This is a genomic window from Stenotrophomonas sp. STEN063 (assembly GCF_056854515.1).
Genome location: NZ_JBXFWF010000045.1, coordinates 14,393 through 39,824, shown reverse-complemented (window position 1 = coordinate 39,824; position 25,432 = coordinate 14,393). Strand labels below are relative to the sequence as shown.

Genomic DNA, 25,432 nt, shown 5'->3' with positions numbered 1-25,432 from the left:
CGGCAGGTCGAGGGCTTTCTTCACCAGCGTCGGGTTGGTGGTGCAGTCGACCGGGCGCAGGCGCTTGATGGCGTCGTAATCGCCGGTATCGGCGACGACGACGGACAGTTCGCGCAGCTGGGCGAGCTTGGAGGGGGCCTGGGACATCATGGTTTCCTGTTGCAGGTGCGGCGCAGTGCGCTCAGCGGTGGAAATCGCCAGCCGCTTCGGGCTGGTAGTGAACGGCGGTGACGCGCAGGCGCAGCTTGCGGCCGCCCGGTGCGGTCCAGTCGATGGTCTGGCCAACCGACAAGCCCAGCAGGGCGCTGCCGACCGGTGCCAGCACGGACACGCGGCCCTTGTCGAAGTCCGCTTCGTGCGGATAGACCAGGGTCAGGGAATGTTTTTCGTTGTGCAGTTCGTCTTCGCAGTCCACACGGGAGTGCATGGTGACGATGCCTTCGGGGATTTCTTCCGGCGGCAGCACCTGTGCGCGCTCAAGTTCCTGCGCAAGGGCAACAGCGGCCGGGTGCCGGCTCAGCGCCGGGGAGTCCAGCAGGGCCTCAAGGCGGGCCATGTCACGGGTGGAAACAACGATGGATGGTGGCAGACCGCTTTGGCTGGTCATGGGAATTCCTTATCTGATTGAAGAGCAAGCAAAAGGCGACGCTTTGTCGGCGCCGCCCGGATTTCGATTGTGCTGGTGAAACGGGCCGTCGGCGGCCCTGTGAAGATCATGGGGCCGGTGCGGCCCGGATGCAATGTGGGGCAGGGTGGTATTCAGGTTTTGGGGGGCTGCGGAGAGCACCCCCTCCCCAACCCTCCCCTCCGCCTGCGGCGCAAGGGAGGGAGTCAAGCCTTGCCCCCTCCCTTGCACGCAGCGTAGGGGAGGGCCAGGGAGGGGTAAGCCTTTAAGCTTGAACCCGCGCCGGTTCAGCCGGCGCCTCCAACAACCCCGCCGGCAGTTGCTTGAACAGCTGCGAGAACTGTTCCAGGAACGCGCCCATCGCCGAGCTGCGGCGCCAGACCATGCCGATCCTGCGATTCGGTTGCGGATTGCCCGCAAACGGGATCAACCGCACGTTCTCCGAACGCGCCACCGGCGGCTTCACCGCCAGCATCGGCAGCAGGGTGACACCCACATTCGCCGCCACCATCTGCCGCAGGGTTTCCAGGCTGGTGGCCTGGAACTCGGATTTCTCAAGCGCGCCGGCCATATGGCAGACATCCAGCGCCTGATCGCGCAGGCAATGGCCATCCTGCAGCAGCAGCAGGCGTTGGTCGGACAGGTCATCCAGCGTCAGCGAGGGATGGTTGGTCAGCGGATGGCCTTCCGGTGCGGCCAGCACGAAGGGTTCCTCGAACAGGAATTCGGTGTGCAACTGCTCGTCGGCGATTGGCAGGGCCAGTAGTGCGGCATCGAGCTGGCCGTTGCGCAGCTGCGCCAGCAACACATCGCTCTTTTCCTCAACCAGCAGCATCTCCAGCTGCGGGAAGCGCTGGCGGATTGCAGGTACCACGTGCGGCAGCAGATACGGGCCGAGCGTCGGGAAGATTCCCAGACGCACGGTGCCGGCTTCCGGGTCACGGGCGCGGCGTGCGGCTTCCTTCATCTGTTCCACTTCGGCCACGATGCTGCGCGCCCGCGCGGCGGCCTCGCGGCCGGCCGGGGTCAGCATCACCTTGCGCGGCGCGCGCTCCACCAGCGGCACGCCCAGCTCTTCTTCCAGCTTCTTGATCTGGGTGGACAGGGTGGGCTGGCTGACGAAGCTGGCCGCAGCGGCACGGCCGAAGTGTTTGTGCTCGGCCAGCGCCACCAGGTATTTCAGGTCACGAAGGTTCATGTCGGGCTCCCGGGTGTTTCCTTCTCCTGCGGGAGAAGCTGCCCCGAAGGGGCGGATGAGGGTTGGCGAAGTCCACGGATTTCGTGGGAGCAATGGGTTTCACCCTTACCCTCACCCCAACCCCTCTCCCGGTGGGAGAGGGGCTTTGAGCATCAGGCGGTTGCTGCCTCTACCGCTGCAGGCTGCAGTACCGGCGTACGGATCAGATGATCGAAGGCACTGAGTGCGGCGGTCGAGCCGGCGCCCATCGCGATGATGATCTGCTTGTACGGCACCGTGGTGCAGTCGCCGGCCGCAAACACGCCCGGCACATTTGTCTGGCCGCGATCATCGATGATGATCTCGCCGCGACCGCTGAGCTCCACCGTGCCACGCAGCCACTCGGTGTTCGGCAGCAGGCCGATCTGCACGAAGATGCCTTCCAGCTCGACCCGGTGCGAATCGCCGCCGACGCGGTCGGTATAGACCAGGCCGTTGACCTTCTGGCCGTCGCCCAGCACTTCGGTGGTCTGTGCGTTGAGCACCACCTTCACGTTGGGCAGGCTGTTGAGCTTGGCCTGCAGCACCTGGTCGGCACGCAGCTTGCTGTCGAACTCGAACACGGTGACGTGGCTGACGATGCCGGCCAGATCGATGGCTGCTTCCACGCCGGAGTTGCCGCCGCCGATCACCGCCACGCGCTTGCCCTTGAACAACGGACCGTCACAGTGCGGGCAGTAGGCCACGCCCTTGTTGCGGTACTCGTCCTCGCCCGGCACGTTCATCTGCCGCCAGCGGGCGCCGGTGGACAGGATCACCGTCTTGGACTTCAGCGAAGCACCGTTCTCCAACTGCACCTCGACCAGCCCATCGGCACCGGCCGGTAGCAGCTTGGCCGCGCGCTGCAGGTTCATGATGTCCACCTCGTACTCACGTACGTGGGCTTCCAGCGCAGCGGCCAGCTTCGGGCCTTCGGTGTGCTGCACCGAGATGAAGTTCTCGATCGCCATGGTGTCCAGCACCTGGCCGCCGAAGCGCTCGGCGGCAACACCGGTGCGGATGCCCTTGCGTGCGGCATAGATCGCTGCCGCCGCACCGGCCGGGCCACCGCCCACCACCAGTACGTCGAATGCATCCTTGGCCTTGATCTTCTCGGCTTCGCGGGCAACGGCGCCAGTGTCGAGCTTGGCGACGATCTGCTCCAGGCTCATGCGGCCGGAGTCGAACATCTCGCCACCCTGGAACACCATCGGCACCGCCATTACCTGGCGCTGTTCCACTTCCTGCTGGAACGTACCGCCCTCGATCACCGTGGTGCTGATCTTCGGATTCAGGATCGCCATCAGCGCCAGCGCCTGCACCACGTCCGGGCAGTTGTGGCAGGTCAGCGACATGTAGACGTCGAAGCTGTACTCGCCGTCGATCGCGGTGATGCTGTCGATGACGTCCTGCGCGACCTTCGGCGGATGGCCGCCGGTCCACAGCAGGGCGAGCACCAGCGATTCGAATTCGTGGCCCAGGGGAAGGCCGGCGAAACGCACGCCGTGGTTCTGGCCTTCGCGGACGATCATGAAGGAAGGCTTGCGCGCATCGTCGCCAGATGTGTCCAGCGTGATCTTGCCGCCGCCGGCCGCGACGATATCGTCAAGCAGGCCGCGCATGTCCTGGCTGGCGCTGCTGTCGTCGAGCGAGGCGATCAGGCGCAGTGGCTGGCGCAGCAGGCCCATGTACTGCTGCAGCTGGGTCTTGAGGCTGTCGTCGAGCACGGTCAACTCCTTCGTTGAGGCAAAGCGGGGGAGTGACGCCCCTGCATGAAGCGGGGCGCCAGTAAAAAGTAGGGGTGAACCGCAGCGGGCTGCGTGGCGTGCGGGCGTGGTGCTGGCTGGCATCAACACGCTGCGGTTCACCCCCACGCCCGCCGCGAGGGCGGGGTGGGAGTGACATGACGATGAACCTTGTATCTGGTTCATCACCACCGGCTGACTGGGACTTAGATCTTGCCGACCAGGTCCAGCGACGGGGTCAGGGTCTTTTCGCCTTCCTTCCACTTGGCCGGGCACACTTCGTTCGGGTGTGCGGCGGTGAACTGGGCAGCCTTCAGCTTGCGCAGGGTTTCGGACACGTCACGGGCGATCTCGTTGGAGTGGATTTCCGAAGTCTTGATCACGCCTTCCGGGTTGATCACGAAGGTGCCACGCAGGGCCAGGCCTTCTTCCGCAATGTGCACGCCGAAGGCGTTGGTCAGCTGATGGGTCGGGTCGCCAACCAGGGGGAACTTGGCCTTGCCCACGGCCGGCGAGGTTTCGTGCCACACCTTGTGCGAGAAGTGGGTATCGGTGGTCACGATGTAGACCTCGGCACCGGCCTTCTGGAACTCGGCATAGTTGTCAGCGGCGTCTTCGATCTCGGTCGGGCAGTTGAAGGTGAAGGCTGCCGGCATGAAGATCAGGACCGACCACTTGCCCTTCAGCGATTCGTCGGTGACTTCAATGAACTTGCCGTTGTGGAACGCATTGACCTTGAACGGCTGGACCTGGGTGTTGATAAGGGACATGAAGTTTCCTCTTGGGTGTAGGGCGGGGTGAATCGTTGGAGCAAAGACTAATAGGCAGAAACTAATAAAACAAATGAATTGGATGCATCGTATCAATAGATAAAGCCTATCAATTGATGCTCCGGAACTGCCTCAAGGCCTGATATCGGGTGCTTTGCGGGCTTTCCAAGCCATCCGGGGCCAAGCTGAACGGCGTGGCATAGACAGGATTAATCCCAAGGCAAGGATCATGGCGGTAGGCAGGGACGGGTGCGCTGACTATCCTCGCCCTCCTGAACGAACCCGCGAAGAGGTAATGCAGTGTCCACGTTGAAGGTTGCCGAGCTGTTGCGGGAGGCCGCTGCACGCCTGCCGGGTGAAGATGCCCGCCATGAAGCCGAGCAGTTGCTGATCCACGTGCTGGGCGTGGAGCGGGCCTGGTTGTTCTCACATGCCACCGACGAGGTGGATGCCGACGCGGTGGAGCGCTTCGAGGTGCTGCTGGCGCGTCGTGCCGAGGGCCATCCGCTGGCCTATCTGACCGGCCGTCGCGGCTTCTGGACCCTGGACCTGCAGGTCAACACGGCGACCCTCATTCCGCGTCCGGAAACCGAGCTGCTGGTCGAGCAGGCGCTGGCACGGTTGCCGGCCGACGACATGGTGCGGGTGGCCGACATGGGCACCGGCAGTGGCGCGGTCGCCTTGTCGATCGCCAGCGAGCGGCCTTTGGCCACGGTGATGGCGACCGATGTGCTGGGCCCGACCCTGGCGATGGCGGTGAAGAACGCACAGGCGCACGGTCTGGAAAATGTGTGGTTCCGGCGTGGGCATTGGTATACGGCGCTGGGTGCGGATCGCTTCGACATGATCGTCAGCAACCCGCCGTATATCGCCGCAGGTGATCCACATCTGGTGCAGGGGGACCTGCGTTTCGAGCCGCCGCCGGCCCTGGCCTCGGGTCCGGATGGTCTGGATGCGATCCGCGAGATCATTGCCGGCGCGCATGAGCATCTGGTGTCCGGTGGTTGGTTGCTGCTGGAGCACGGCTGGGATCAGGGCGAGGCGATCCGCGCGCTGCTGGAACAAGCCGGGTTTGCGGAGGCGCAGACGGTGCAGGACCTGGAGCAGCGTGATCGGGTGACTCTGGGTCGTTGGCCTGGTTGAGGTTGTTGCTGTCGCTGCTGTTGTTGCTGTTTCTGTTGCTGCTGCTCCTGCTCCTGCTCTCGCCGTTGCTGCCGCTGTCGGCTCTCGCTTCTGCTTTGGCTCGTCATTCCCGCGAAGGCGGGAATCGCTCTGGTCTTTGCTTTTGCTTCTGCATTTGATTTGGGAGCAAGAGCCAGAGCCCAGAGCCCAGAGCCAGAGCGATTCCCGCCTTCGCGGGAATGACGACTTTCAAAGCCAAAGCTAGAGCCGGAGCCAGAGCCAGAGCCAGAGCGATTCCCGCCTCCGCGGGAATGACAATATCCAAAGCGAAGCCAGAGCCAGAGCCAGAGCGAGGTCAAAAATCTCATTTCACCGCGTCAATCAGGTCATTCCTTGTCCGCATGACGCACCCCGAAACCTCACGTAGCATCGCCATTCCAAGCCGGGGATGCCGATGATCCGTACCGCGTTCGCTGCCGTATTACTCGCCACATCACTGGGCTGCGCCGCAACGCCGGCTGCCAGCAAACACGCGCCCATCCATCCCTTGCGCGAGGGCTCGCCGATGCAGGATGACTTCGCCGATCTGGCGCCCCTTGGCGAGGCCATTGGCGACAAGCGCATCGTCATGCTCGATGAGCTCACCCATGGCGAAGGCAATATCTACGAAAGCAAGGTGCGCACCGTGCGCTACCTGCATGAGCGCAAGGGCTTTGACCTGCTGGTGCTGGAAAGCGGCTTGTTCGACGTCGCCCGCCTATGGCAATCGCGGCTGCCACTGCGTGCCAACGCGCCCGGCAACATCTTCTACATGTACGCCAACAGCGCCGAGGTGTGGCCGCTGTATGACTATCTGGACGCACAACGTGATACGCCGGATGCGATGCAGCTGGCAGGCTTCGATGGTCGCTTGAGTGGCGGACTCTCACGCCGCCAGCTGGTGCCGCAGCTGCGCGAGAGATTGCTACGGCAGCCACTGGATGAAATGGCACGGCAACGCCTGCAGCTGCATCTGCAGCAGGTACAGCAATTGCTCGATGGCAAGCTGGCAATGGCCGACGCCCGCGCACGCCAGCGCTTCCTCGATGATTCGCAATGGTTGCTGCAACTGTTGCCAGCGCCGGACGCCGAGCACGGCGACGATGTGTTTGACAGCGATGGTTTCTGGCGGCGCATCAACGCCAGCCTGCAACGCATGGCCGAGGCGAGCTGGCAACTGCGGCCTTTCGATGAGCACGATCCGGTCATGGCCGGCAACCTGCAGTGGCTGCTGGAACAGGCCTACCCGGGGCGCAAGGCGATCATCTGGGGGCACTACGCGCATCTGAACAGACTCGGTGGCTACCGCGATGGTCATCCACGTGGCTTTCCGCCGGTGGACAACGTGACCCGTGCCTTGCCGAAGGCGCTGCAGGCGCAGGCCTATGTGCTGCATTACGCCGGCGCGCAGGGTAGCTACCGCGATTACATCGATCAGCAACTGCGCGAGGTGGGCGCGCGGCCTTCACAGCTGGAGTCGCGCCTGACCGCCAATGCAGCTGCGGTGTTCGTGGACCTGCATGCAGGCAGCTTGCCTGGCGAGGACGATGCGGCCAGCCGACTATGGAGCATTGACTATGCCGACGGCTTGCCCTTGGCCGAAGCCCGCCAGCGCTTCGATGGCCTGTGGCTGCTGGACCGCATCACCCCGGCGAGCAGTGCAACGCCTTGATGGGACGCTGCAACGCAGACAAGACCGCAACATCGCTGCGTTAGACTAGCCGGCCTGTTCCCAGCGAGGCTGCCATGCGCACGCTCTACCCCGCCATCGAGCCCTACGACACCGGCACGCTCAAGGTCGACGACCGCCATACGCTGTATTTCGAACAATGCGGCAATCCCAATGGCAAGCCGGTGGTGATGCTGCACGGCGGCCCGGGTGGCGGCTGCAGCGACAAGATGCGCCAGTTCCACGACCCGTCCAAGTACCGCATCATCCTGTTCGACCAGCGTGGCTCGGGTCGTTCCACCCCGCATGCCGATCTGGTCGACAACACCACCTGGGATCTGGTCGCCGACATCGAGAAGCTGCGCGAGAAGCTCGGCGTCGACAGTTGGCAGGTGTTCGGTGGCAGTTGGGGTTCGACGCTGGCGTTGGCCTATGCGGAAACCCATCCGCAGCGGGTGACCGAGCTGGTGCTGCGCGGCATCTTCATGCTGCGTCGCTGGGAGCTGGAATGGTTCTACCAGGAAGGCGCCAACCGTTTGTTCCCGGATGCCTGGGAGCACTATCTGAAGCCGATCCCGCTGGTTGAGCGCCATGACCTGATCTCGGCCTTCCACCGCCGCCTGACCAGTGACGACGAGGCCACGCGCCTGGCTGCCGCCAAGGCATGGAGCGTGTGGGAAGGTGCCACCAGCTTCCTGCATGTGGACGACGACTTCGTCAACAGCCACGAAGACCCGCAGTTCGCACTGGCCTTCGCTCGCATCGAGAACCACTACTTCGTCAACGGTGGCTTCTTCGAGGTGGAAGACCAGCTGCTGCGCGACGCGCACAAGATCGCCCACATCCCGGGTGTGATCGTGCACGGCCGTTACGACGTGGTCTGCCCGCTGGCCAATGCCTGGGAACTGCACAAGGTCTGGCCGAAGGCGACGCTGCAGATCAGCCCGGCGTCCGGCCACTCGGCATTTGAAGCCGAGAACGTCGATGCACTGGTACGCGCCACCGACAGCTTCGCCGGCTGATAAGCCAACCCCTGTAGTGCCGAGCCATGCTCGGCATGGGCGTCACCGATGGACCTCTATGTAGGAGCGGCGTCAGCCGCGAAGCTCGTAGATGTCCAGATGGCAGAAATGCCCAACGGGTCATTGCCGCGAGCTTCGCGGCTGGCGCCGCTCCCACATCTGATGGATTGCTGGGAAAGCCCCCTGCCGAGCATGGCTCGGCACTACCGCTTCGCTCCCTCCCTTTCGCACAGCGAAGGGGAGGGTTGGGGAGGGGGGCTTTGGCTGGCGCTGCCGAAGCGTCGCGGCTGACGCCGCTCCTGCAGTTATTGATTGTTGGCAAGCCCCCTGCCGAGCATGGCTCGGCACTACACAAGATGTCTGGCTAAAAATTCACCAGTGCTTGCGAGGGCTTGGTACACAAGGGCTGCGGGTTCTTATCCACAGCTTGTGTATATGCCGGGACACAGCCTGTGTGGACAACGCGAGACAGCACCGGCGCTGTTGCGTTTCACCATTCGCCGGCCAGCAAGGCTTCTGCCAGAACCTTCAGCTTGGGCGACACCTGCCGTGATGGCGGATAGACCAGCGACAGGGCGCGGGTTCGTCCTTCGTTGGCCTGCAACACGCGCTGCAAGCGCCCATCGGCCAGGGCGTCGGCGACGGCGAAGTCCATCACCTGCACGATGCCAATACCGGCCAGGGCGGCTTCCACCAGCGGATCGCCGCTGTCGAACACCATCCGCGTCGGCGGGGTGAAGTCGTGCATCTGCCCATCCAGCGCCCGGAACTGCCAGTCCACCAGGCGGCCACTGCGCAGATTGCGTACCGCCAGGCAGGTGTGTTCCTGCAGCGCTTCCACGGTTGCGGGCTGGCCGTGGCGGGCGAGGTAGTCCGGTGCGGCAACCGTCACCCAGCGCAGCGGCCGCAAGGGCCTGGCCACCATCCGTACATCGCTGATCGGGCCGGTGCGCAGGGCGGCGTCGAAACCCTCTTCGGCCAGGTCGACCAGGCGGTCATTGAGCACCAGCTCGAACTGCAGCTGTGGATGTGCGGCGATCAGTTTTCCGGCCAAGGGCACCAGCACCTTGCGGCCAAACATCGAGGGCGCGGTCAGCTTCAATACGCCTGAGGGAACACACGGGCGATCGCCCAACTGGCGCTGTGCGTCTTCCAGGCCACTGAGCAGCGGCTGGCAGTGCTCGACGAACAGGCGCCCGTCCGGTGTCAGGCTGACGTTGCGGGTATTGCGGTGGAGCAGGCGTACCCCCAACGAGTGCTCCAGCCGGCTGATCGCCCGCGACAGGCCGGATTGGCTGAGCCCAAGCTGCCCCGCGGCTACGGTGAAGCTGCGCGCGTCGGCGACCTGCACCAGCATGCGTACCGCGTTGAGGTCCATGGCATCCATTGATGCAAATCCGCATTACAAATATGCATGTATCCTGATTTATCTGCGCCGTGTCATCAATAAGACTGTGCGCCCCCGTGTTTCTGGATTCAGGCAATGCAGGTTTCATCGTCTCCACTCTCTGCCACACCGCGGCTGGCGCTTGCGCTGTTGGCCACGGCACAGCTGATCATCGCCCTGGACGCCACCATCATCTTCGTCGCCCTGCATGACATGGGGCGCGCGCTGCAGATCAATGCGCAGCAACTGCAATGGGTGGTCAGCGCCTACACCGTGGCCTTTGGTGGTTGCCTGTTGCTGGGTGGCCGCGCGGCCGACCTGCTCGGCAAGCGGCGCTTCTATCGGCTGGGCATGGCCTTGTTCGCGTTGGCTTCGCTGGTTGGTGGCTTCAGCAGCAGCGCGTGGCTGCTGGTGGCGGCGCGCGCGGTGCAGGGCATTGGTGCGGCCTTGCTGTTCCCGGCCACCCTGGCCCTGATCAATACGCTGTATGCCGAAGGCGCGCCGCGCAATCGGGCGCTGGCGATCTGGAGCATGGCCAGTGCCGGTGGCCTTGCGCTGGGAACCCTGCTCGGTGGCGTGCTGACCCAGCAGTTCGGCTGGGCATCGGTGCTGCTGGTGATCGTGCCGATTGCCGGGGCCTGTGCAGTGCTGGGTGGCGTCTGGTTGCCGTCGGACGGCCCACGTGCACGTGGTCGAACCTTCGATCTCGCCGGCTGCTTCAGCGTGACCGTCGGCGGCAGCCTGCTGGTCACCACCCTGGTACAGGGGCCGGAATGGGGCTGGGCTGCGCCGATAACACTGGCCTGCCTGCTGTTGTCGTTGCTGTTGCTGGCAGCCTTCGTGCTGATCGAGAAACGCAGTGCCGATCCGCTGATGCACTTCGCCTTGCTGCGGGTGCCCGGGCTGCGTACCGCGATGTGGCTGACCATGCTGTTCATGAGCAGCTTCGGCGTCCAGTACTACTTCCTGGCCCTGTACTACCAGGACGGCTATGGCTGGAGCCCGTTGCAGGCAGGTATGGCGTTCCTGCCGCCGACGCTGGTGTGCACCGTCGGCATCCGCATCGCCGAGCGCATGTTGGCGGTACGTTCGCCACGGCAGGTGCTGGCGTGGGGCTTGGCGGCGGGGACATTGGGAATTGCTGGCGTTGCCTTTGCATTGCCGCACGGTGCTGGTTACTGGCCGCTGCTGCCGGGCATCGTGCTGCTCAGCCTGGGTCAGGGCATGACCTGGACGGCGATGTGGATCGTGGCCGGGCAGGGCGTTCCTGCCGCGCAGCAAGGCGTGGCTTCCGGCATGGCGGCCACTGCGCAGCAGATCGGCGGTGCCCTGGGCCTGGCTGTGCTGGTGATGCTGGCCAATGCGGCACGTGCAACCGCACCGGCTGACAGCGCGCAGGCGCTGCAGGGATTGGTCCATGCGCAATATGGTGCTGCGCTGTTCGCTGCACTCGGCGTGGTGGTTGCATTGCGCCTGCGGCCGGCGCCGCTAGACTGCAGCTCCGCCGATTGTTTGCCCAGCGACGCATGATTGAACTGTTGGATCTCCGCCAGACCCTGGACAGCTTTGCCAGCTGCAACGACGACGATGAGGTGTGGGCGCGCTACGGCTGGGTCCACGCCAGCGAAGGCGGCGCCTTGAATGCTTCGTTCTGGCTGCCGGCCAGCGAGGCCGAAGCCTTCGATGATGATGAGTTGCCGACGGCGGCGCGTGCCTTGGGTCTTTCGAGCTTCCTGGAACCGGCGACCTTTGCCGATGTGCTTGATGTGCAGAAGCGCCAGCGTCCGCTATCGACGCTGGAGGACTACGCAGCGGCACTGGATTACTACGCCGAGTACGATGCGTTCCTGCAGGTGCCGGGTATCGATGAGGCCTTGGGCGAGGCCGCGGAGGCCGAGCAGGAAGCCGCACGGGCGTTGGATGTCGGGCCCGGCATCTACGCCAGCTTCGATGTGGTGCTGGCGCAATGTCCCGCGCAGCATGTGAAGGATGCAGCGCGTCAGGTGGCGGCGTTGTTGGCTGTATCGATTGGCGAGGCTTTGGCTGCCTGCCGCGATCTGCCGGTGTGTCTCGGCGAACAGCTGGACCGGAAGCGCTGCGCCGGAATTGTCGCGGCCTTCGATGCCTTGGGCGTGCCGTTGCAGGTGCGAGGCTACAAACCCTTCCCGTGGTCAGCAGTGCCGACGCCGACGGTTGTTGTAGGAGCGGTGTAAGCCGCGAAGCTGGCAATGCATGCTGCGAGGCATTGCGGTTGCCGGAAGCAGCACCAGCTTCGCGGCTTACGCCGCTCCCACAAAAGCGTCAGCACCTGTAGTGCCGAGCCATGCTCGGCAGGGGTTCTACAAACGCAACGTCCGACACGCCATCAGCTTCGCGGCTTACGCCGCTCCCACAAAAGCGTCAGCACCTGTAGTGCCGAGCCATGCTCGGCAGGGGCCCTGCAAGCGCAACATCCGATACGCCATCAGCTTCGCGGCTTACGCCGCTCCTACAGCACGGCGGTGCGCGGCTCCTGCAGGGCGAGCAACATCGGTTGCAGATTGCGGAATATCCGCTCCAGTCGCTCTGCCCAGGCCTGCTGTCCCGCCGCATCGGCAATCAGGTCCTGGCGGATCTCCAGTTCCACATGCACCAGGCCGCGGCCTTCGCCATGCACCGGCACCGCATAGTCGCTGCTGCTGTTCACCGAGTACGGCTGGTTGTCGCCGACCACCAGGTCGCCTTCCTCGCGCAAGGCCTGCAGCAGCGCGTGCGCGAAGCGCGTGTCCTGGTGATACAGCACGCCTGCATGCCATGGACGTTCCACGCCGGCCATCGCCGGGGTGAAGCTGTGCATCATCACCAGCAGCGTCGGCACAGCCGCATCGCGGCGACGGTCCAGCTCGGCGTCGATGCGTGCATGGTAGGGCGCGTGGATTGCATCAATGCGCTGCTGGCGTTGCTGTGGATCAAGGCCGCGATTGCCGGGAACAGCGGTGCCGTCGCTGACTTCAGGAATCAGCGTTGGCGACACCAGCGGCCGGTTGCAGTCGATCAGCAGTCGCGAATAGGTCTGTTCGATGGCCCAGGCGTCCAGGCGCTCGGCCAGGGCGCGGGTGGTGCCGGCGATGCCGATGTCCCAGCCGATGTGGCGGTCCAGTTCGGCCTGCGGCAAGCCCAGGTCCTGCAGCGCCTGCGGCACGCGCTGGCCGGCATGATCGGCCAGCAGCAGGAACGGGGACACGCCGTTCGGGTTGTGCACGGTGTAAACCGCTGGATCATCGGCGCCGAGCAGTGGGGCGACGCCTTGCAAGCCTGAGTCAGCCACGCGGACGCCCATCCAGATGGTGTTCGATCATCCACAGGCCGGCCCACAACTTCGCGTCCAGCTCGTAGCCTTCACCCATTTTCTCCACCAGCCAGGCTGCAGCGCGTTGGCGAGGGATGCTGTGCACGGTGATGTCTTCACTGGCATCGCCGCCGCCGTCGCCGACCTTGCGCAGGCCGGTGGCACGCACGAAGGCGATCTTCTCGCTGCTGGCGCCCGAGGACGTGGGGCCGATCATCAGCACTTCGGCCTGGTCGGCGGTCCAGCCGGTTTCCTCTTCCAGCTCGCGCACGGCTGAAACCTCGATGGATTCACCGGCATCGATATCGCCAACCAGCCCGGCCGGCATCTCGATGGTGCGCGCCTGCAACGGCACGCGGAATTGCTCGACGAACAGCACTTCATCATCGGGGGTGACTGCGATGATGATCGCAGCCAGCCCGCCGGCATGGGTGCGCTCGCTGTACTCCCAGGTGCCGCGCACCAGCATGCGCTGGTATTTGCCTTCGTAGACGACGCGGGGTTCAGCAGTGTTCTGGCTCATGCGAACTCGTTGGCTGGAGTGGAAGGGGACTGCAGGCCGGCCGCCGTCATCAGCCGGCGCCGGGTCATCGGGCCAAACCGAAGCGCCTCGCACAGCCCGCCGAGCATGTCGCCGTCGCCATTGGCACGCACGAAGCCGCCGGCGGCGTTGTGCAGCGGTGCGTTCAAGGCAACCGTGGTCAGCTGGCGGAACAGGAGTGCCTGCTCGCGTTGCTCACGCAACCGCACCGCCATGGTGGCGGCACCGCGTAGGCGCAGGAACGGCACTTCGTCGATGCGTTCGAGCAGGGCATCCATCGTGCCGAAATGGGCCAGCAGCACCGCCGCCGATTTGGCGCCGATGCCGGAGACGCCGGGGATGTTGTCCACTGCATCGCCGCTCAACGCAAGGTAGTCGGCGACCTGGTGGGCGTGCACGCCTTGCCGTGCCTTCACCCCGTCCGCGCCCCAGCGCTGGTTGCGGGCGTAGTCCCATTGTTCGTCGTGTTCCAGCAGCAGCTGCGACAGGTCCTTGTCGGCCGAGACGATGACCCCGCGCAGGCGGCCGCGGCTGGCATGCAGGGCGCTGCCGATCAGGTCGTCAGCCTCGTATTCGCGGTCGGCCAGTACTTCCAGGCCCAAGGCGGCGCACAGCGCCTTGCAATGGGCGAACTGGCGGCGCAGTTCCTCCGGGGCCGGATCACGGTTGGCCTTGTAGGCCGGATACAGCGCGTGGCGGAAACAGCTGTCCAGCGCTTCGTCGAAAGCCACCGCGATGTGCTGCGGGCGCTCGCGCTCCAGCAGGTCGAGCAGGAAGCGGGCAAAACCGTGAACTGCGTTCACCGGCCATCCCTGTGCATCCTGGAACTCGTCGGGGATCGAGTGCCAGGCGCGGAACACATACAAACTGGCGTCGATCAGGTAAAGCGGCTGCAGCGGGGTATTGGCAGCCGTCACGGCTGCCAGTCCTGCAGCAGCGCGGCCGGATCGGGGCGCTCGCGGTCGGGGACGGCGATCTTCGGGGTGCCGATATGGATGAAGCCGACGATCTGTTCGTTGCTGGCCAGGCCCAGGTGGCGGGCGACTTCGGGGTCGCTGCTCATCCACGCGGTCAGCCACTGCGCGCCGAAGCCCACGCCCTGTGCGGCCTGCAGCAGCGCGAAGCAGGCGCAGCCGGCGGTGAGCAGTTGTTCCTGCATGGGCACCTTGGGGTTGTCCTGCAGGCGGGCGATCACGGTGATGATCAGCGGCGCATGCGAGAAGCGTTTGCGGTCCTTCTCGACCGCCGCGTCAGATGCATTGGGGTCGCGCTGGCGGCTGCGCTGGGCCAGGAACTCACCCAGGGCGTGGCGGGCGTCGCCCTGCAGGCGCAGGAAGCGGAACGGCACCATCTTGCCGTGATCCGGTACCCGGACGGCCGATTGCAGCATGCGCAGCTGCGTGGCGTGGTCCGGCGCTGGCTCGCCCAGTTGCAGGGAGGGCACCGAATGGCGCTGATCCAGCGCTTGCAGGAAGCAGTTGTCGGACATGGTTCACAGGGGCTGAGGTGGCCACTGATTATAGACGCCGCCCATGTACCGGCCGTTTAGCGTAGATCAGGGTCAGTTTTGTGCGCTGTGTCGTGTGCCCTGAACGAGCTACGGGTCGCTAATAATCGCCGACACGCTTAGCATTGCTGGTAATGCGGGGAAGGGCTCATGAGGTAGGAAGTGCGTACTGCATCACTGACCCTGTTCATCTTCTCCGCCTACCATGCGCGTGCGGATTCAGGGGCCGCGTCTGCATTTCCTCAATCGTTTACAAGAAGATCAGCGCCTGTATGGGTGTGGAGCCTTTGCGCATGATGTCCAGTCCGCATCCCGCCGGTCAGCCCGGTCGTAACCAGAACCTGCTTGGCGTGGCCCGCGAGGCTGCCCTGCCTGTGCTGTCACAGGCTTTCGCCAAGGTGCTGGCGGGGTTTGACGATGCCTTGTTCGACCGTGCGGAGACGGCGGGCCCGTCGCAGCTGGCATTCCTGGACGGCATGCGCGAGCTGCGCCGCCGTCGCGATGAGATCTCGCGCCGCTTCGACTCGCACCTGCAGCAGGCCTGGGCCGCGCTGGAAGCGGGCACACCGCAGTCGGCGGAAACCGTACTGGCCGGGCAGAGTGACGGCGGCCTGAGCCTGGTGCCCGAACACATTCTTGAGTCACGCCTGGCCGTGCGCAATTTTGCGACCGTGCTGCTGCGCGACTGGAAGCAGGTATTGCTGCGCATCGATCACCGCCTGGCCTGGGTGGCCGGGGTGGCCGCGCTGGATGCCGATACCAACCCGATTGGGCCGGAACACATTGGTGTTGCCGTGCACGAGGCGTTCTATACCTGCGACCTGGCCGCAGAAGTGCGGCTGGTGCTGTTCAAGCTGTGCGAGCGTGAGTTTGCGGCCGGTATCGGCAAGCTCTACCAGGCAGTGGACGAGCGACTGGCGCAGGCCGGTGCGGCTCCCGAGATCGCTGCACCACGTCGCTCCGCACCGCAGCGCACGCCTGCCGAACAGATGGAGCAGGCTGCACAGGAAGAAGAGGAAGGGTTTGACCCGGGTCACGCGCCAATGTGGGCGCGGCGCTTTTCCGAGCGCTGGAGCCAGCGCCGCGGCAGCATGGCCGGCCAGGCTGCCGCGCAGGCAGCGGCGGGCTTCGAAGCCGAGCAGGCTTATGGCAATCCACAGAACATGGTGCTGGAAGCCCTGCATGAGCTGCTGGCACAAAGCCGGCAGACCCGTGAAGGCGCCTCAGCATCTTCAGCGGACGCGGGGCAGGCCGGCACCGGCCATCAGCGCTCCCTGAACCAGCGCGAGATGATGTCGGTGTTGTCGCTGCTGCAGGCCACGCCCAGCGCAACCCTGCGTGCGGCGGTGGGTGAGGATGGCGAATCGCTGGCGCAGCGGCTCAAGAGTGAAGTGCTGTCCGGCGCCACCCGCCTCGGGGTGGACCCGCAGCAGGCGCACCTGGACCCGCAGGACGAGGATGCGATCGACCTGGTCGGCATGCTGTTTGACGTGATGCTGGACGAGCGGGACCTTGAGGGCCGCTCGCGCGAGTTGATCGGCCGGCTGGTGGTGCCCTTCGTCAAGGTTGCCATGCTCGACCGGCGCATGTTCGTGCAGAAGACCCATCCGGCACGCAAGCTGCTCAATTCGCTGGCCGAGGCCTGCGAGGGCAATGCCGGTGAAAGCCAGGCCGAGCGCGCGCTGATGGGCAAGGTCGAAGAAATCATTGAGCGGCTGACCGCCGAGTTCAACGAGAACCTGGCGATCTTCCTGACGTTGGAAGAAGAGTTCCGCGAGTTCCTGGCCCAGCATCGGCGCCGGGTTGAGATCACCGAACGGCGTGCCGCAGAAACCCAGCGCGGGCAGGAAAAGCTCGAGGTTGCACGCAATCGTGCCAGCGCCGAACTGGACAAGCGTGTTGCCGATACCGCGCTGCCCAAGGCCATCGAAGACTTCCTTCGCCAGCCCTGGAACCACCATCTCACCCTCACCCTGTTGCGCGAAGGCGAGGAAGGCGAGGGTGTGAGCGAGGCGCTCAAACTGGCAGACGACGTGCTGGAGGAAGTGGCCGAGGCGCGCCGTCATATCGTTGGCAAACCGTGGTTGCAGTCCTGCCAGCCGGGCCTGCGCAAGGTCTTTGCCAGTGTTGGCCTGCATGGCGACGGCGGCACCACCGCGATCGATGCCTTGCATGACACCTTGCAGTCCGTCGCCGAGTTGCGCCCGGAGCTCGAGCGTGCGTTGCCGGAGCTGCCACCGGTTGCCCTGCCCACGCCACCAGCGCCGGAAACGCCGGCCATCGAGTTTGGCAGTGCGACCAAGGCCGAAGACTTCGACGACACCGATGCCGAGCGTTTTCGGCGGATGGAGATTGGCACCTGGCTGGATTTCATCGACAAGGACGGCAAGATGCAGGCCGGCAAGTTGTCGTGGGTGAGCCCGATCTCCTCGCGCCTGCTGTTCGTCAACCGCCGCGGCATCCGCTTCTGCGTGGCCTCGCCGGAAGAACTGGCGGTGATGGTGCGCCTGGAACGACTGCGTCCGCATGTGGATGACGGCGCCTTCGACAGCGCCATGCAAGGCGTGATTGATCGCCTTGAGCCGCAGGGCGCGGCGCACTGACCGCAAACCGGCAGGCCAGGGCCTGCCGCACAGGGCATCGGCTTTGCTACGATCCGGCGGTTGATCCGCTGCGCATCGAGGACTGGAATGGCCGTAGATGTCTTGGTATTGAAGGAAACCGCTGAGGGCGAGCGACGCGTTGCCGCCACGCCGGAAACGGTGAAGAAGCTTGTTTCAGCCGGCGCGCAGGTACACCTGCAGGCCGGCGCCGGTACGGCCGCGGGCTTCCCCGACCAGGCCTATGTGGATGCAGGTGCACAGCTGGGTGACGCGTTGGAAGGCGCGGACCTGGTGTTGTGCGTACAGGCGCCATCCTTGTCCAGCATTACCCGCCTGAAGGCGGGTGCGGTGCTGGTGGGCGGCGTGCAGCCTGAAGCCGACCCTGCTCGCGCGGCTGCGCTGCAAGCGCGGCAACTGCAAACCTTTCCGTTGGAACGATTGCCGCGTACCACCCGTGCGCAGGCGATGGATGTGCTCAGCTCACAGGCCGGCATGGCCGGTTACAAGGCGACCCTGATCGCCGCACAGCTGGCGCCGCGCTTCTTCCCGATGCTGACCACCGCCGCCGGCACCATCCGCCCGTCCAAGGTATTGGTCGTTGGCGCTGGCGTTGCAGGCCTGCAGGCGGTTGCCACGGCCAAGCGGTTGGGTGCAGCGGTCGAGGGCTTCGATGTGCGCCCGGAAACCCGTGAGCAGATTGAGTCGCTGGGCGGCAAGTTCTTGGACCTGGGCGTCAGTGCGGCAGGTGAAGGCGGTTATGCCCGGCAGCTGACCGATGACGAGCGCGCTGAACAGCAGCGACGCTTGGCCGAGCATCTGAAAGGCGTAGACGTGGTGGTCTGCACTGCGGCCGTGCCGGGGCGTCCGGCGCCGAAAATCGTCACCGCGGCGATGGTGGCGGGCATGCGCCCGGGCAGCGTGATTGTCGATCTGGCGGCTGAAACCGGCGGCAATTGCGAAGCTACCCAGCCGGGCCAGACCATCGAGGTTGGTGGCGTGACGGTTGCTGGTCCGCTCAACCTGGCCAGCATGGGCGCGGTGCATGCCAGCGAGATGTTTGCGCGTAACGTCTACAACTTCGTGGCCTTGTTCCTGAAGGACGGCAAGTTGTCGTTCGACTGGAATGATGAATTGCTGGCCAAGACGGTGTGGCCGCAACGCCCCGCTGGCGGCGAGATTCCGCCGGTCTGACCGTCATCGGTAGAGCCGAGCCATGCTCGGCTGGGGCTCTACCTGGAAACCATCTTGTAGGAGCGGCGTAAGCCGCGAAGTCGGTTGTCCGTCGGGATGCAGGCGCCTGCGTTTACTTCATTGAAGTCAGCTTCGCGGCTTACGCCGCTCCCACAAGAGTGCTGGTATTGCCTGGAAAACCCCTGCCGAGCATGGCTCGGCACTACAGGGCTGGATCGGCTTTGGCTTCAGCCCCTCTCCCGCATGCGGGAGAGGGGTTGGGGTGAGGGCAGCTTTTCGCTGGTAAAGCCCCTGCCGAGCATGGCTCGGCACTACAGTTCAGGATCAGCGCGGGGGACGTGCCGCTGGCGGGTTGGCCTGCACCCATTGCCGGCGTTGTTCCGGGCTCATCCTGTTCCATTGCTCGCGCAGCTGCTGGCGCTGGTCCTTGTCCATGCCGCGCATCTTGTCGAACAGCGCCTGCGCGTCGCGGCGCTGGTCGGGCGACATGTTCTCGAAACGGTGCATGCCGCGCCGGGCCTGCTCGCGCTGCGCCGGGGTCATCTGCTGCCAGCTGCGGGCATGCTCATAGTTGCGCTGGCGACGATCGGGGGAGGAGCTGTTCCAGCGATCCCGCACCGGTGCGATCAGGGTCTCGCGCTGGGCAGTGGTCAGCTGGTCCCATTCGGGCAACTGCTGCTGGGCGACAGCAGGGACGCTGGCACAGATCAACAGCAACGGCAGCAGCAGGTAGGGCAGCAAGGTCTTCATCGTCGTCATTCCATCGCCAGATTGTCGGAGCCCAGCCACAGGTACAGCTCCGGGCTTTCGTCGAACAGCAAGCTGTCGTCAGCGTCGGCGTCAACGCTCTGGCTGGCGATCAGGGGCGCGGCAGGTGGCTGCGCGCTGTGATTGAACTGCATTGCCACCGGCACGGCCAGCAGCGCCGAGCAGGCGGTCGCCAGCCACCAGCGATGGCGACGCCATACCGATGGTGTGCTCGTCGTGCTGGCGTGCTGACGGGCCTGCCGCAGCCGCGCCAGGGTGGCAGGAGACAGCGCGGCATCGGCCTGCCGCTGCAACTGCCGGGCCTGATGGTCGAATGCTTCGGGATGTGTGGGCAGGCGGTTCACCGCGTGGCCTCCAGTTGTTTCTGCAATGCGTCGCGCGCGCGCGACAGGTGGGTTTTTACCGAGCCTTCAGAACAGCCCATGGCCTTGGCGGTGGTGGCCACGTCCAGTTCCTGCAGCACGCGCAGGCTGAAGGCTTCGCGCTGCCGTGCTGGCAGCTGCCGCAGGGCCTGCACCAACTGCGCGTACTCGCGCTGCTGTTCATGCGTCTGTGCCGGACCGGGGGCTTCGTCGGCCCAATCGATGGTGCTGTCCTGGTCGTGGTCTTCCTGGGGCGCCCAGAACTTCAGGCGGAAGCTGCGGCGGCGCTGCAGGTCGATGATGCGCCGGCGCAGGATGCTCCAGAACAAGGCTGTCCATTCCTCCGCAGGCCGCTCGCGGTAGCCCAGCATGCGCTCCATGGCGTCCTGTACCGCGTCCAAGGCATCGTCGCGCTGGCGCAGGCCGGCCTCGGCGAAACGGAACGCGCGCGGCCCGATGCCCGCCAGGAACGCGTCCAGCGAGGCGGGTACAGCAACAGGCGGCATCAAGGGTGGGCTGGTCACCAGCACAGGGTAGCGTCCCGGTCGTGGTCTCTGGGAGTGATAACGCGCGGGTGCGGAATCGGTTGACAACGCAACGGTCGCGCCGGCTTCGGCCAGATGGTTATGATGCCGGACAGGCGCTTCCAGCCTCGGAGAGACCAAGCAATGAGCGACGGGTTCGTAGCGTTGTACATCTTCATGCTGGCAGCGATTGCCGGCCACGTGATCATCTCGCGGGTGCCGGTGATCCTGCACACACCGTTGATGTCCGGTTCCAACTTCATCCACGGCATCGTGTTGATCGGTGCGATGGTGGTGCTCGGCCATGCCGATACCACGCTGGAGAAGGTCATCGGCTTCATCGCCGTGGCCTTGGGCGCAGGCAATGCGGCCGGCGGTTATGTGGTGACCGAGCGCATGCTGGACATGTTCAAGAGCTCGAAGAAGCCGGAAGGGAAGGACAAGTGAGTTCATCCACTGGTATTGCGGGCGGTTCCTCCATCGGCGCGCGGCAGGTTTTCCAGTGGCTCAGCTACCTGCAGTATCCGGCGTTGCTGGTCGCTTTCGCCTATGCGGCACGGCCGCTGTTCAATGGCATGGAGGGCGCGCTTGATGCCTACAACAGCGCACTGCTGTATGCGGGTGTGGGCGTGGGCATGTCCTCGCTGCAGGACCCGTCCAAGACCCAGAACAACATGTCGAAGAAAGTCTGGCAGGACCCGCGCAAGGGCGGCCTGATGCTGTGGCTGCTCAGCGCGCAGGCACTGCTGCCGATCGTGCTGGGGTTGCTGGGCGCCGCGCTTGCGCCGACAACGGCCTTGTCGCAACTGGCGCTGGGCATGGTGGCATTCGGGCTGGGCATGATCGGCCTGCTCAAGACCGCCATTGAAATGCGCGAGCACCATCGCCTCGACAAGCAGGCTGCTTGCCACTCCGACACGGCTCTGGAGGCCGATGCATGAGCATATCGATCCTGGTCAATACGAGTTACCTGGTTGCCGCGACGCTGTTCCTGCTGGGCCTGCAGCGCATGGCCTCGCCCAAGACCGCGCGCAGTGGCATCCAATGGGCTGGCGCGGGCATGTTGATCGCGACTGCAGCGACGTTCTTCCTGCCTGGCCTGCATAACCTCGCGCTGATCGCGGTTTCCCTGGTGCTGGGTACCGGCTTGGCCTGGGTATCGGCGAAGAAAGTGGCCATCACCGACATGCCGCAGATGGTCGCGCTTTACAACGGCATGGGTGGTGGTTCGGCGGCGGCGATTGGTGCGGTGGAGCTGCTGCGCTTTTCCGAGCTGGCCAACCGCGACACCAGCCATTGGAGCGCGCAGGCCATCGCCGATCTGTCGGCGCGGTTGCCGTCCAATACGGTGCTGGCGCTGGCGGTGATTGGTTCGGCGATCGGCGCGGTATCGCTGTCCGGTTCGATCATTGCCTGGGCAAAGCTCGACGGGCGGCTGGACAAACGGGTTACGTTCCCCGGGCAGCAGGTCTTCAATCTGCTGGTTGCACTGGCAATGGTGGTGCTCGGCGTGTGGGCAGCGGTAAGCCTGCAGCCGCTGGCGATCATCAGTTTCTTCGTGGTGGCGCTGGCGCTGGGCGTGCTGATGACGCTGCCGATTGGCGGTGCCGACATGCCGGTGGTGATCTCGCTGTACAACGCGTTCACCGGCCTTGCAGTGGCGTTTGAAGGTTACGTCCTCGGCAACGAGGCCTTGATCATCGCCGGCATGATGGTTGGTGCGGCCGGCATCCTGCTGACCCGCTTGATGGCCAAGGCCATGAACCGTCCGATCAGCGGCGTGTTGTTCTCCAACTTCGGTGGCGGTGGCCAGGGCGCGGAAATCAGCGGCACGCAGAAGCCCATCGAGGCGGCCGATGTGGCAGCGATGATGGCCTTCGCCGAGCGCGTGGTGATCGTGCCCGGTTACGGCATGGCGGTGGCGCAGGCCCAGCACAAGATCTGGGAGCTGGCGCAGCGCCTGATCGAACGCGGGGTCAAGGTGAAGTTCGCGATCCACCCGGTGGCCGGGCGCATGCCCGGTCATATGAACGTGCTGCTGGCCGAGGCCGGCGTGCCGTATGACCTGATCGCCGACATGGACGACATCAATCCGGAGTTTGCCAACACCGACGTGTCGCTGGTGATCGGCGCCAACGACGTGGTCAACCCGGTCGCCAAGACCGACCCGACCAGTCCGATCTACGGCATGCCGATCCTGGATGTGGTCAATTCCAGGAACACCATCGTCATCAAGCGCGGCAAAGGTACCGGTTTTGCCGGGATCGAGAACGCGCTGTTCTACGCGGACAACACCCGCATGTTGTATGGCGATGGTGCCGAGGCGGCCAGCGCCCTGGTCAGTGAACTCAAGGCGCTGGACGGCGGGCACTGATACCGCAGGGTGGTGGTCAGGAGGCCACCGCCCATTGCTGCATGGGCGGTGCAACCACGGTATTGCGCGGAGGCTGCAGGTTGGGTGCGATCAGTGCGCTGGCCTGCACCTGCTGACCACGCCTGGCGGCGGTGGTGGTGCAGCCGAAGGCGTGTTTGAACGCGCGGCAAAACGCGCTTTCACTTTCAAATCCCAATGACTCGGCGATCTCACAGACCGACAGGTCGGTGTTGCACACCATGTCCAGCGCACGCTTGTTACGCAGTCTTGCGGCGTACTCGCTGGGTGTTTCACCAAAGACGTCGCGGTAAATGCGGATCAGGTGGGTGGGGGAGTAGTTGGCCACGGCTGCGAGGCTGATCAGGTCCAGCCGTGTCTCGACCGTGCAGCGGATCAGGTGTTGCACGCGCAGCAGTCGCAGCAGCGTCTGATGACGGCGCAATACGGTGCGGCCACTGCAGCGCTCAAGTTGGCTCTGCAAGGGGTGCTGCCGCTCGATCAGCGCGTCGCGCAGCAGGCCCAGTTCATGCGCCGCGTCGCTGTTGGCGGAGGTGTGCCTGGGCCAGCGCGGGCGGCACAGGTGCACTATCGCGCGTGCGAGCTCCTTGTCGCAGATGATCTCGCGGGGAATGAGTCCGTTGATGATGGACGCCGTGGACTTCGGAGGCTTCTGCCAGAGTGCTGCGGGTGCGGCGACGCACAGCCACCAGCCTTGTTCGCGGCTGATGTGGCGCAGGCTGCCGTCGACCCAGAGTTGCAGTTGCCGTGCTTCGAGCTGCCATGGCAGATCGCCACTGCCCAGTTCCAATGCGCCCTTCAGCACCAGTGTGACGCTTATCCATCCTGATGGAATGACCAATCGTCCACCTTTGCCGCGACCATTGATGGCATGGATGCAGTCCGGTCGCTGCGTGGATAGATCGAGTGACTGTGAACCCTGAATCAGATGATGTTTGATGCCCATCGCAACTTCCCCCAAGAGTGCCTGCGTGAACGGACGACGGGCGCGTGGTGGTGGAGCGGGACCAAGCGCGCATTCACCGGATTCGTTCCGGCCGTCGCGTGAGCTTTTGTGAAGCTCTCCTCAGTTCAGACGTAGGGGATGCCGATCACCTCACCTGTCCGAGTGGAAAGATGTCCAGCCGGGTACCAGCGCTGCTGAATCGCGGCGCGAGGGTGATTGTGTTTGCATCCTGACGAATGGCGGACGCAGGGCTACACGCTGGCGTAGCTTGGGAGATACGCGGCGCCATCCGTAGTTAACCAGGCGGGCATTGCCCGTCGCGATCGCTCGCCTATGAATGGATCACGCTCGTGAATACGGCTGCAGAAGCGCCAGCTTGGCGGATATGGATCCAATTGCAGGTGTGCGCAGGCAGCAAGGATCCGCTCCGATGACAAAGCTGCTTGAGACCTCAGCCCGTGCGCAGGTTGAGCTTTGGGTGCTGCGGGTTGTCCGTGGCCTTCGGGAGGGCGCTGTGGTGCCGACGGGCTTGGCTGGCAGTGCAGCAGAACGTCTGTTTGAAGGACCGGCAGAACGCGCTCTCGGTTTCAAAACCCAATGAATCGGAGATGTCACAAATGGAGAGGTTGGTGTTGCACACCAGGTCCCAGGCGCGGCGCAGGCGGATGCGCGTGGCGTACTCGAATGGCGTTTCGTCGAACACCTCTCTATAGACCCGGATCAGGTGCGGCGGGGAGTAGTTCGCAATCTCGGCCAGACGGTGGAGGTCCAGGCGGGCATCCATGTTGCAGCGGATGAGGTGTTGTACCCGTAGCAGGCGCAGCATTGTCTGGTGTCGCCGCAATGCAGTGCGGCCGCTGCAGCGGCTCAGTTGATCCTGCAATGACTGCTGCCGTTCCAGCAGGATGTCGCGCACTACCGCCATTCCGTCGATGACGGCGGTGGTGTCGCGGCTGCTGTTGAAGAAGCGCGGACGTGCCATATGCAGGACGGCGCGACCCAGTTCACGGTCACAGCGGATCTCGCGGGGAATGAGGTGCGATGCAATCGTTGGCGCGCTTGGCAGGCTTTCCCAGAGCGCTGCTGGGGCCGCTATGCATATCCACCAGGCGTAGCTTCTGCTGGTATGGCGAAGGTCGCCTTCCAGCCACAATTGGATGTGATGGGCGGCGAGCTGCCAGGGCGCATCGCTGTTGTTGATTTCCAGCAGCCCGGTCAGGACCAGGGTGAGACTGATCCAGCCAGCGGGGACCAACAAGCGGCTGCCGCGGCCATGGCAAACGACGGCGTGCACGCTGCCCTCGGGCTGCCCGGACAGGTCCAGAACCTGGGGTCCATGAAGGCGGTGATGTTTGATTCTCACTTCGCTTCCGTTTTCCGAGTAGGCCGAAATACGTACCGTGTAGGAGCGCCAAGCTGGCCAGCTGCAACCTTGGATTGTGCCGAAAACATCGCATGAGCAGCCGGGTTCTGGCAACGAGAACGGATATTTCAGAATTGCGCTTATGGGCCGTCTTCCCGGCCGCAAAAAAAAAAGAACCCGGCGATTGCCGGGTAGGTTCGGAGCGGACCAGCTTGCCCGCTGATTTGGGGCTCAGTAAGGTCTGACTTGTGCAGAGAGAAGAGAGTGTTTCCAAGTCTCCGAACAGTTCCATGCTGCTGGGCCACAGCGGCG

General features: G+C 64.6%; 26 protein-coding genes. 11 read left to right on the top strand and 15 right to left on the bottom strand.

Annotated elements, in window-relative coordinates; genetic code table 11:
• From AC1VWL_RS12820 to ahpC, 5 genes are all read right to left on the bottom strand, one after another.
• A partial coding sequence (locus tag AC1VWL_RS12820) for a transaldolase family protein (protein WP_345785039.1) occupies positions 1–147 on the bottom strand: 147 nt, incomplete at its 3' end.
• A gap of 34 nt (positions 148–181) precedes the next feature.
• Positions 182–607, bottom strand: coding sequence for a nucleoside diphosphate kinase regulator (gene rnk / locus AC1VWL_RS12815; protein WP_481615584.1), 426 nt, complete (start codon positions 605–607; stop codon positions 182–184).
• Positions 608–890: 283 nt separating this feature from the next.
• Positions 891–1,823, bottom strand: coding sequence for a LysR substrate-binding domain-containing protein (locus tag AC1VWL_RS12810; RefSeq protein ID WP_481615585.1), 933 nt, complete (start codon positions 1,821–1,823; stop codon positions 891–893).
• Between the two features lie 152 nt (positions 1,824–1,975).
• Positions 1,976–3,568, bottom strand: a complete 1,593-nt coding sequence (ahpF, locus tag AC1VWL_RS12805; protein ID WP_482986941.1) for an alkyl hydroperoxide reductase subunit F — start codon at positions 3,566–3,568, stop codon at positions 1,976–1,978.
• Positions 3,569–3,792: 224 nt separating this feature from the next.
• Positions 3,793–4,356: an alkyl hydroperoxide reductase subunit C gene (ahpC, locus tag AC1VWL_RS12800; RefSeq protein WP_282267071.1), complete on the bottom strand. Its 564-nt coding sequence runs from the start codon at positions 4,354–4,356 to the stop codon at positions 3,793–3,795.
• A gap of 300 nt (positions 4,357–4,656) precedes the next feature.
• Between ahpC and prmC the strand changes: the two genes are divergently transcribed.
• From prmC to pip, 4 genes are all read left to right on the top strand, one after another.
• Positions 4,657–5,499: a peptide chain release factor N(5)-glutamine methyltransferase gene (gene prmC / locus AC1VWL_RS12795; RefSeq protein WP_482986940.1), complete on the top strand. Its 843-nt coding sequence runs from the start codon at positions 4,657–4,659 to the stop codon at positions 5,497–5,499.
• A 5-nt stretch (positions 5,500–5,504) separates the two neighbouring features.
• Complete coding sequence (locus tag AC1VWL_RS12790) at positions 5,505–5,657, top strand: hypothetical protein (RefSeq protein WP_482986939.1); 153 nt, start codon at positions 5,505–5,507, stop codon at positions 5,655–5,657.
• 275 nt (positions 5,658–5,932) lie between these two features.
• On the top strand, positions 5,933–7,189 hold the full coding sequence (locus AC1VWL_RS12785; RefSeq protein WP_482986938.1) for an erythromycin esterase family protein: 1,257 nt from the start codon (positions 5,933–5,935) through the stop codon (positions 7,187–7,189).
• 74 nt (positions 7,190–7,263) lie between these two features.
• The gene (gene pip, locus AC1VWL_RS12780; RefSeq protein ID WP_481615551.1) at positions 7,264–8,208 is read left to right on the top strand and encodes a prolyl aminopeptidase; all 945 of its coding nucleotides are present in this window, start codon (positions 7,264–7,266) and stop codon (positions 8,206–8,208) included.
• 490 nt (positions 8,209–8,698) lie between these two features.
• Here the strand turns inward: pip and AC1VWL_RS12775 are convergent, their stop codons facing one another.
• The gene (locus AC1VWL_RS12775) at positions 8,699–9,586 is read right to left on the bottom strand and encodes a LysR family transcriptional regulator (protein WP_482986945.1); all 888 of its coding nucleotides are present in this window, start codon (positions 9,584–9,586) and stop codon (positions 8,699–8,701) included.
• A 105-nt stretch (positions 9,587–9,691) separates the two neighbouring features.
• On the opposite strand from AC1VWL_RS12775, the gene AC1VWL_RS12770 reads away from it, so the two are divergent.
• Together AC1VWL_RS12770 and AC1VWL_RS12765 are read left to right on the top strand one after the other, a co-directional pair.
• Positions 9,692–11,125 carry an MFS transporter gene (locus tag AC1VWL_RS12770; protein ID WP_482986937.1) on the top strand — a complete coding sequence of 478 codons (1,434 nt, stop codon included), beginning with the start codon at positions 9,692–9,694 and terminating at the stop codon, positions 11,123–11,125.
• Complete coding sequence (locus AC1VWL_RS12765) at positions 11,122–11,808, top strand: DUF7716 domain-containing protein (protein WP_481615549.1); 687 nt, start codon at positions 11,122–11,124, stop codon at positions 11,806–11,808. Before AC1VWL_RS12770 ends, AC1VWL_RS12765 begins: the two co-directional genes overlap by 4 nt.
• Before the next feature lie 275 nt (positions 11,809–12,083).
• Here AC1VWL_RS12765 and AC1VWL_RS12760 read toward each other — a convergent pair whose 3' ends face one another.
• Genes AC1VWL_RS12760 through AC1VWL_RS12745 form a run of 4 tightly spaced genes read right to left on the bottom strand, consistent with a single transcriptional unit; the run spans position 12,084 to position 14,953 of the window.
• Positions 12,084–12,914, bottom strand: coding sequence for an N-formylglutamate amidohydrolase (locus AC1VWL_RS12760; RefSeq protein WP_482986936.1), 831 nt, complete (start codon positions 12,912–12,914; stop codon positions 12,084–12,086).
• A complete protein-coding gene (locus AC1VWL_RS12755) occupies positions 12,895–13,446 on the bottom strand; it encodes an NUDIX hydrolase (protein WP_282267082.1) in 552 nt (183 codons plus the stop codon). Before AC1VWL_RS12755 ends, AC1VWL_RS12760 begins: the two co-directional genes overlap by 20 nt.
• The gene (locus tag AC1VWL_RS12750) at positions 13,443–14,390 is read right to left on the bottom strand and encodes a 5'-3' exonuclease (RefSeq protein ID WP_296250839.1); all 948 of its coding nucleotides are present in this window, start codon (positions 14,388–14,390) and stop codon (positions 13,443–13,445) included. Before AC1VWL_RS12750 ends, AC1VWL_RS12755 begins: the two co-directional genes overlap by 4 nt.
• Positions 14,378–14,953, bottom strand: coding sequence for a nitroreductase family protein (locus AC1VWL_RS12745; protein WP_282267084.1), 576 nt, complete (start codon positions 14,951–14,953; stop codon positions 14,378–14,380). Before AC1VWL_RS12745 ends, AC1VWL_RS12750 begins: the two co-directional genes overlap by 13 nt.
• A 311-nt stretch (positions 14,954–15,264) precedes the next feature.
• On the opposite strand from AC1VWL_RS12745, the gene AC1VWL_RS12740 reads away from it, so the two are divergent.
• Positions 15,265–17,574 (top strand): DUF1631 domain-containing protein, encoded by a 2,310-nt coding sequence (locus tag AC1VWL_RS12740; RefSeq protein WP_482986935.1) that lies wholly within the window; start codon positions 15,265–15,267, stop codon positions 17,572–17,574.
• A gap of 87 nt (positions 17,575–17,661) precedes the next feature.
• Entirely contained in the window at positions 17,662–18,765 is a 1,104-nt protein-coding gene (locus AC1VWL_RS12735; RefSeq protein WP_482986934.1) for an NAD(P) transhydrogenase subunit alpha, read from the top strand.
• Positions 18,766–19,089: 324 nt separating this feature from the next.
• Here the strand turns inward: AC1VWL_RS12735 and AC1VWL_RS12730 are convergent, their stop codons facing one another.
• The 3 genes from AC1VWL_RS12730 to AC1VWL_RS12720 are packed head-to-tail and all read right to left on the bottom strand — an operon-like array spanning position 19,090 to position 20,425.
• Positions 19,090–19,515 (bottom strand): DUF3106 domain-containing protein, encoded by a 426-nt coding sequence (locus tag AC1VWL_RS12730; protein ID WP_482986933.1) that lies wholly within the window; start codon positions 19,513–19,515, stop codon positions 19,090–19,092.
• Positions 19,516–19,520: 5 nt separating this feature from the next.
• Positions 19,521–19,868, bottom strand: a complete 348-nt coding sequence (locus AC1VWL_RS12725) for a hypothetical protein (RefSeq protein WP_482986944.1) — start codon at positions 19,866–19,868, stop codon at positions 19,521–19,523.
• Between the two features lie 5 nt (positions 19,869–19,873).
• Positions 19,874–20,425, bottom strand: a complete 552-nt coding sequence (locus AC1VWL_RS12720) for an RNA polymerase sigma factor (RefSeq protein WP_482986932.1) — start codon at positions 20,423–20,425, stop codon at positions 19,874–19,876.
• Positions 20,426–20,563: 138 nt separating this feature from the next.
• On the opposite strand from AC1VWL_RS12720, the gene AC1VWL_RS12715 reads away from it, so the two are divergent.
• Genes AC1VWL_RS12715 through AC1VWL_RS12705 form a run of 3 tightly spaced genes read left to right on the top strand, consistent with a single transcriptional unit; the run spans position 20,564 to position 22,793 of the window.
• Complete coding sequence (locus AC1VWL_RS12715; protein ID WP_282267096.1) at positions 20,564–20,866, top strand: NAD(P) transhydrogenase subunit alpha part 2; 303 nt, start codon at positions 20,564–20,566, stop codon at positions 20,864–20,866.
• Positions 20,863–21,360: a hypothetical protein gene (locus AC1VWL_RS12710; protein ID WP_282267099.1), complete on the top strand. Its 498-nt coding sequence runs from the start codon at positions 20,863–20,865 to the stop codon at positions 21,358–21,360. The genes AC1VWL_RS12715 and AC1VWL_RS12710 overlap by 4 nt, the downstream gene beginning before the upstream one ends.
• A complete protein-coding gene (locus tag AC1VWL_RS12705; RefSeq protein ID WP_482986931.1) occupies positions 21,357–22,793 on the top strand; it encodes an NAD(P)(+) transhydrogenase (Re/Si-specific) subunit beta in 1,437 nt (478 codons plus the stop codon). Before AC1VWL_RS12710 ends, AC1VWL_RS12705 begins: the two co-directional genes overlap by 4 nt.
• 16 nt (positions 22,794–22,809) lie before the next feature.
• Here AC1VWL_RS12705 and AC1VWL_RS12700 read toward each other — a convergent pair whose 3' ends face one another.
• Both AC1VWL_RS12700 and AC1VWL_RS12695 read right to left on the bottom strand, forming a co-directional pair.
• A complete protein-coding gene (locus AC1VWL_RS12700) occupies positions 22,810–23,757 on the bottom strand; it encodes a helix-turn-helix domain-containing protein (RefSeq protein ID WP_482986930.1) in 948 nt (315 codons plus the stop codon).
• A gap of 451 nt (positions 23,758–24,208) precedes the next feature.
• The gene (locus tag AC1VWL_RS12695; RefSeq protein WP_482986929.1) at positions 24,209–25,234 is read right to left on the bottom strand and encodes a helix-turn-helix domain-containing protein; all 1,026 of its coding nucleotides are present in this window, start codon (positions 25,232–25,234) and stop codon (positions 24,209–24,211) included.
• Between the last annotated feature and the right edge of the window lie 198 nt (positions 25,235–25,432).